At 29.8% G+C, this 7,602-nt stretch carries 4 protein-coding genes and 1 other annotated feature; of the genes, 1 reads left to right on the forward strand and 3 read right to left on the reverse strand.

Annotation, left to right across the window (positions count from 1 at the left end; genetic code table 11):
- Nucleotides 1-336: 336 nt before the first annotated feature.
- The 3 genes from leuS to J7M77_RS02500 all read right to left on the reverse strand — a co-directional run bounded on the left by leuS (nucleotide 337) and on the right by J7M77_RS02500 (nucleotide 6,720).
- Nucleotides 337-2,733 carry a leucine--tRNA ligase gene (leuS, locus tag J7M77_RS02490; RefSeq protein ID WP_296875627.1) on the reverse strand — a complete coding sequence of 799 codons (2,397 nt, stop codon included), beginning with the start codon at nucleotides 2,731-2,733 and terminating at the stop codon, nucleotides 337-339.
- Between the two features lie 37 nt (nucleotides 2,734-2,770).
- Nucleotides 2,771-2,976 (reverse strand) — a binding site (T-box leader).
- 45 nt (nucleotides 2,977-3,021) lie between these two features.
- A complete protein-coding gene (locus tag J7M77_RS02495; RefSeq protein WP_296875629.1) occupies nucleotides 3,022-4,887 on the reverse strand; it encodes an ATP-binding cassette domain-containing protein in 1,866 nt (621 codons plus the stop codon).
- A 3-nt stretch (nucleotides 4,888-4,890) separates the two neighbouring features.
- Entirely contained in the window at nucleotides 4,891-6,720 is a 1,830-nt protein-coding gene (locus J7M77_RS02500; protein WP_296875631.1) for an ABC transporter ATP-binding protein, read from the reverse strand.
- Nucleotides 6,721-6,781: 61 nt separating this feature from the next.
- On the opposite strand from J7M77_RS02500, the gene J7M77_RS02505 reads away from it, so the two are divergent.
- On the forward strand, nucleotides 6,782-7,602 hold an 821-nt coding region (locus tag J7M77_RS02505), incomplete at its 3' end, for a TIGR01212 family radical SAM protein (protein WP_296875633.1).

Here is a 7,602-nt window from a genome sequence, read left to right on the forward strand (position 1 = left end):
ATCTTTATCCATACAGTTAAATTGTACTCTTTTATTTTTGTTTAAATACTCTATTTGTTCAGAAATTGTTTTGGCAATTTTATATTTTTGATAATTACTATCATCCATATTATCACTTCCTTCACTTGATTTTCGAACCATAAAAAACAATTAATCATTCTATCAAATAAAGCCTAATTTAAGGAAGACAGGGATATTCCGCTCAAAAATAAGTGTTTTTAAAAAATAAGTCAAAAATGGTCAAATATCAAAGGAAAATAAAAAGAAGCTATAACGCTTCAAGATGTTTAAAATTCACCTTATCGTTACAGCCCCTTCCTTTTTTGTTTTTACTGGTTATTTTACCACAATATTAACGATCTTATTTTTTACAACAATAACTTTTACAATGTTTTTACCATCAGTATGAGCTTTAACATTCTCTTGTTCAAAAGCAGTTTGTTTTACTGTTTCTTCATCAGCATCTTTAGCTACTTCAATTTTAGCTCTTAATTTACCATTTACTTGAACACCCATTTGAACTACTTCACTTACTAACATGCTTTCATCGTATGTTGGCCACGTCTGATAAGCGATACTTTCATCATGTCCTAATAATTGCCACATTTCTTCACAAATATGTGGTGCAATACATGATAACATTTTAATAAAGTTAAATGCATATTCTTTATAAACAGTAGGTGCTTTATAACATTCATTAATAAAGATCATCATTTGTGAAATTGCGGTATTAAATCCTAAAGTTTCGAAATCATCAGTAACTTTCTTTACTGTTTGATGATAAACACGATCCAAGCTATGATCATTTTCATCACTTAATTTATCTTGTTCAATAAATAAACGATAAACACGATCCAACCATTTACGTGAACCATCTAATCCATTAGTTGACCATGGTAAAGCGGCTTCTAATGGTCCCATGAACATTTCATATAAACGTAAAGCATCAGCACCATGAGAATCTACAATATCATCAGGATTTACAACATTACCTCTAGATTTAGACATTTTTTCATTGTTGCTTCCAAGGATCATTCCTTGATGGAATAATCTTTGCCAAGGTTCTTTGCATTTAACAACACCAGCATCGTACAATACTTTATGCCAGAATCTTGAATACAATAAATGTAATACCGCATGTTCTGCTCCACCTACATATAAATCAACTGGTAACCATTTTTCTAGTAATTTAGGGTCACAAATTTCTTTATCATTATGTGGATCGATATAACGAATATAATACCAGCATGAACCAGCCCATTGTGGCATTGTATTAGTTTCCCGACGACCTTTTTGACCATCAATTTCTACTTCCAACCAGTCTTCACAGTTAGCTAATGGCGATTCACCACTATCATGAGGCTGGAAGTTTTTAGTAGCTGGAAGTTCTAATGGTAATTCTTCTACTGGTACAGTTTTCATTGTACCATCTTCCATATGAACAATTGGAATTGGTTCACCCCAATAACGTTGTCTAGAGAATAACCAGTCTCTTAATTTATAAGATGTTTTCTTTTGTCCACAGTTATGTTCTTCTAACCAGGCAATCATTTTATCAATTGCTTCTTGTTTTCCAAGTCCATCTAACCATGAAGAGTTAATATGTACTCCATCTTCAATGTAAGCAGCTTCTTCAATATTACCACCTTTTAATACGGGAATAATCTCGATTCCAAATTTTTTCGCAAATTCCCAGTCACGTTCATCATGAGCAGGCACGGCCATGATAGCCCCAGTTCCATAACTTGCAAGAACATAATCAGAAATCCAGATTGGAATTTTTTTGTCATTAACCGGATTAATTGCATAAGCACCAGTAAAGACACCTGTTTTATCTTTATTTAATTCAGTTCTTTCCAAGTCAGATTTGCTGGCACAACTTTTTTTGTATGCTTCAATTGCTTCTTTTTGCTCTGGCGTTGTAATTTCATCAACATAAGGATGTTCTGGCGCCATAACACAATATGTTGCTCCAAATAAAGTATCTGCACGAGTTGTAAATACCGTAAAGATTTTATCAGTTCCATCAATTTTAAAATCAACATTAGCTCCAACTGATTTTCCAATCCAGTTGCGTTGCATTTGTTTAGTAGCTTCTGGCCAATCCAAATCATCAAGATCAGCTAATAGTCTTTCAGCATATTCAGTAATTTTTAGTACCCATTGACGCATTGGTTTACGAATTACTGGATATCCACCACGTTCGCTTTTTCCATCAATTACTTCTTCATTAGCTAAAACTGCTTTTAATTCAGGACACCAGTTTACTGGAATTTCATCAATATAAGCAAGTCCAGCATCATATAATTTAGTGAAGATCCATTGTGTCCATTTATAGTATTCAGGATCACTTGTAGCAATTTCACGATCCCAATCGTATGAAAATCCTAAAGATTTAATTTGTGCTCTAAAAACATCAATATTTTTCTTAGTAAACTCAGCAGGATGATTTCCTGTTTGAATTGCATATTGTTCTGCTGGTAAACCAAATGAATCAAATCCCATTGGATGTAATACATTGTATCCTTGCATTCTTTTCATTCTTGATACAATATCAGTTGCTGTATATCCTTCAGGATGACCAACATGTAATCCATTACCACTAGGATATGGGAACATATCCATACAGTAATATTTAGGTTTACTATCATCATAGCAATCTGTTTTAAATGTTTTGTTTTCTTCCCAGTATCTTTGCCATTTTGGCTCGATTTGTTTGTGATCAAACGGCATATATAGTTCCTCCTTAAAAATAAAAAAAGCCGTCCTATCTAAGGACGACTTAATATCGCGTTACCACCTTAGTTCCAAGCAAAAAAGCTTAGCCCTCAAAACTTTAACGCAGTTAACGGCAGTAATTACTAATTTCACTACTGCATCTCCTAGGCGAGTTCATAATCTATTCTATCAGTTTCCACCAGCCACTGACTCTCTATCAAAAAATCAATTACTACTACTCCTACTCATCGACTTTCAACACTTGAATATCATATCATGATTTTTTTTAAATAACAAGTATATTTAGTAACTTTGATACTTTAGCGCTTTTACCGGATCTAATTTACTTGCATAACTAGCTGGCAAAATACTGCTTAAAAAACCAAACACTAATACTAAAAGATAAATTATTCCTAATAAATAATAATCAAGAGTAACAAAATTGCCTTCAAATCCAAAATCTAAAGCTACTAGATCATTAATTGTTTTTACCAGTTCTAATAAAACCATTCCTGCCATTAAGTAACTAAGCGTTAAAATAACCAGACTTTCTAATAAAGTTAACAACAATATTTGCAGTTTACTAGCACCTAAACATTTAAAAATACCAATATCTTTAGTTTTTTCAACTACTGATAAATATAATACTTCCCCAACTAAAAAACATGAAGCAATAATTGACAATAACGAAAACAATAACAACGCTTTTTCAATTTGTCCTAAAAAACTGTCGACTTTATCACTGATATCCTTACCAGTAATCTTAAACTCTAAATTTAAAAATTCCTTTTCTAATTCTTTTAATGTAGCTTTACTGTTGCTTAAATGATCAAGATTCATCATTACAATCTGCATTTTAATTTGATCTGGTTCTATTTCAAAAAGATCACTTACATGATTTATATTTGCTAATTCATTGATATACATCGTATCAAAGATCGTTACTTCATCACTAATTCCGACTATCTTTAGTTTAATCTTTTCAATTTGATCATCCTTTAAATAAAAACCATAAACATTTTGATTAAGCAAGCTTTGATAATCCTCATTCAAATGAACTGCCGTTGTTTTTGATAAAACTATTTCATTATCAGCTTTTAAATTACGTCCATAACTAATCTTACTAACATCCACTCTTTTAGTCATATCACTTATATAAATAGTATTTTCATCACTATATTGATCAATTAATGAAATCCCCATAAATTCATAATCCAGCATTTCTGCGTATAGATATTGATTTTTAGATAATATTTGTAAACTTGTTAAATCATGATAACTGATTGATTGATGATCTTTACCTTGAATGGATACTAATTGACTGGGAAAAATGGTATTTACTTGTTCATGAATTTGTTTTTTTAAAGAAGAACTTAAAGTAAATGTAATCATAATACAAATTAACGCTAAAGTTAAACCAAACGTGATCTTGCAATTACGAATAAAATTAGAGCGATATTGTAACAAAGCCAAAGTAAATAAATTAGCTCTTTTCTGTTTTTTTAAACGACAATAAAACAGTTCATTATTTTGAAGATGTTTTTGTTTTTCGATTAGCTTACCATTTTCCATCAAATATAAATAATCTCCATATTCTTCAGCTAATTTTTCATCATGAGTAATTACAATAACTAATCTTTCCTGAGCTTCTTTTTTCAATAAATCAAAAACTATTTTTGCATTTTCTATATCTAAAGAGCCACTAGGTTCATCACATAGTAAAATATCAACATTTTTCACCATTGCTCGAAGCATTGCTACCCGCTGTTTTTGACCACCAGATAATACTTTTATCTTTTTTTTCTTTAATTTGTTTAATTCTAATTTTTCTTCTTGATCTTCAAGAGCTCGTTTAAAAATAATACTAGTAAAAAACCGTGGTAATAAATAATTATCTTTAGTATTTAACCAGTTGATCAAATTAAAATTCTGAAAAATAAATCCCACATGATTACGACGATAATTTTTAATTTCTTTAATATTTTGATGATCAATATAAATCTCTCCCTGGTAATTTAAATCCAGCCCACCAATTAAATTTAATAACGTTGTTTTACCGCATCCAGATCTTCCCAAAATTATTACTAATCCACGACTAGGAAAAACAACACTTAAATTATCAATCACTACTTGATCATACTGTTTCGTTAAATTTTTAATTTCTAACATCTCTTAATTCTCCTTTAATAATATGCTTGGATCCATCCGATTGATCATTATCCCTACTTGAATTCCAGATAAAAAACAAGTAAATCCATAAACAATCACTAATAAAATAAACAAATCAAAAGAACTAAAGAAATAATCAGGTAAAACAAATAAATTAGAAATTCCTAATATTTGTTTTCCTAAATCCAACAGATTAGAAATACCGACTACTAAATAAGCCACAATTCCACCTACAAAACCAATGATCATTCCAATCATCATTGCCTCAAAAGCAAACATTTGCACAATTTTTAACTTACTTAACCCATTTACTAACAGCAAACTAGTATCTTTTTTCCGTTCAATAAAGATGGTTTTTAAAATAATCGTAATTAAAATAATTGAAATGATAAAACTGATGGCAATAAATACTGTTACTACAAAAATTGCCAAGTCATAAATCATTTGATAACTGTCAACATACTCTTGATGATAACTGATCATCAAAAAATCATTTTGATACTTATTAATTACTGCTTTATAATTTGGGCTTGTTAAAACGATGCAAGTTTTATTCAATAATAATTCTTTTAGCTCACTTTCAAGATATTGACAATCAAAATAAATATTGTTGCCATTATTAACTTCATCATTAATAATGGCACTAATTGTCAAAGAATAAGATTTTGTAGCTATTTTAAAAGTAATTTGATCATCTAATTGTAAATCATATTCTTTGCTAGCCGCTAAATTAATCATTACCTGATTATTTTTAACTGGATATTTTCCTTGATAATAATCTAAACTGTTGGTCTTTTTTAATTGATATGCCTGGAAATCTAATTCATCTTGAAACTTTCCAGCACTAAAATCCAATTTATACTCACTACTATCAATTAATTTATCTTGTTTAAATTTCTTTAATTCTTTTTTATCAAAATGATTACTTAGATAATCATTTTGATACACTTCAATTACCTCTTTAACCGGATCACTTTCAAATCTATTTTCAATATAAATCCAGCCCCCATTGCAGCCGCTAATCAACAAAACAAAAGCGATAATAATAAATATCTGCGAGATAAACATCATCAACAATTTATTTTTTTGATAAAAAAGCTGACGTTTTAAATAAAAAAACAGTCTTTTAGACCGTTTAGTAATAAATAATAAATTATATTTATGATATTTACTGGCATTGAAATCATAATTAATATTAGTCTGATTTAAATCAATGATCAAAGAAGTATATTGTTTAATTAGCGAATAATCATGAGAAATTATGATTACTAAATGTTTTTTTGCGTATTGTTTTAAAAGTTGCATTACTTCATGACTTTGTTCCTTATTTAAAGCTCCAGTTGGTTCATCAGCAAGTAAAATTGGTGTATTAGCCAAAAAAGCTCTAAGTAAACCTACGCGCTGTTTTTGACCGCCTGATAATTCATCGGGATAATTGTCTAATAAATGATGGATCTTTAATTGATTGGCATATTCATATAATTTAGTTGACGAATATTTACTTCCTTTAATTGAAGCGGGCAAAATGATATTTTCTTTAACTGTTAAAGCAGGAATTAAATTATAAAACTGATAAACATAACTAATATAGTTAGTTTGGTAATTACTTAAATTATCTTTATCTAAAAGATGACCATCGATCATCAGTGAACCACTATCCACAGTTTCAATTCCCGCAATGATATTTAATAAAGTTGATTTTCCACAACCACTTTTACCAACAATTGCAACTAAACCTTTGACGGGAAATTTGATCGTAAGATTTTTTAAAACTGTTTGTTTATTTTTACCTGATTGATATGCTTTAGAAATTTTGATTAATTGTAGTGCCATAAATAATTCTCCTGACTATTAATTTTTTTAATTGATATGTTATAATAAATACGGTGATAAAATGAATCAATTTAAATATAGTAGCGATAATAAACGCTATCATACTTTTAATTATTATTTAAAAAATAAATATCATAGTAAAGTCGCTAAAATTGGATTAAATGCTGGTTTTACTTGTCCTAATCGTGATGGCAGCAAAGGTTATGGTGGCTGTATTTTTTGTAGTGACAGTGGTTCTGGTGATTTTGCTGGTAAAGTAAGCGATTCTTTAGAAGTCCAGTTTCTCCAAGGAAAAAACATGATGGAACGAAAATGGCCTAATTGCAAATACATTGCTTATTTTCAAGCTAACAGCAATACTTATGGACCGGCTTCTAAATTAAAAAACTGCGTTGAACCATTCATTAATAAAAAAGATGTTGTTGCCATTAGTATTGCTACCCGCCCTGACTGTTTAAATGATGATGTTCTTGCTTATTTAGATACTGTTAATCAGCGAACTGATTTATGGGTCGAACTTGGTTTACAAACTATCCATGATCAAACTGGTAAGATCATTAATCGTGGTCATAGCTATCAGGAATTTCTTGATGGTCTAAATAAATTACGAACTTTAAATATCAACGTTTGTGTTCATATCATTAATGGTTTACCCTATGAAACTAGAGAAATGATGTTAGAAACAGCCAAGACCGTTGGTCAATTAGATATTCAGGCCATCAAAATTCACATGCTTTATATCTTAGAAAAGACCCGTTTACATCAGCTTTATCAAACTAAACCTTTTAAGGTTTTAAAACGTGATGAATATATCGATCTAGTAGTTGAACAGTTAGCTTATTTACCTGAAAAGATAGTGATTGAAAGATTAACTGGTGATGG

This window comes from Thomasclavelia sp. (genome assembly GCF_017889095.1).
Lineage (GTDB): Bacteria > Bacillota_I > Bacilli_A > Erysipelotrichales > Coprobacillaceae > Thomasclavelia.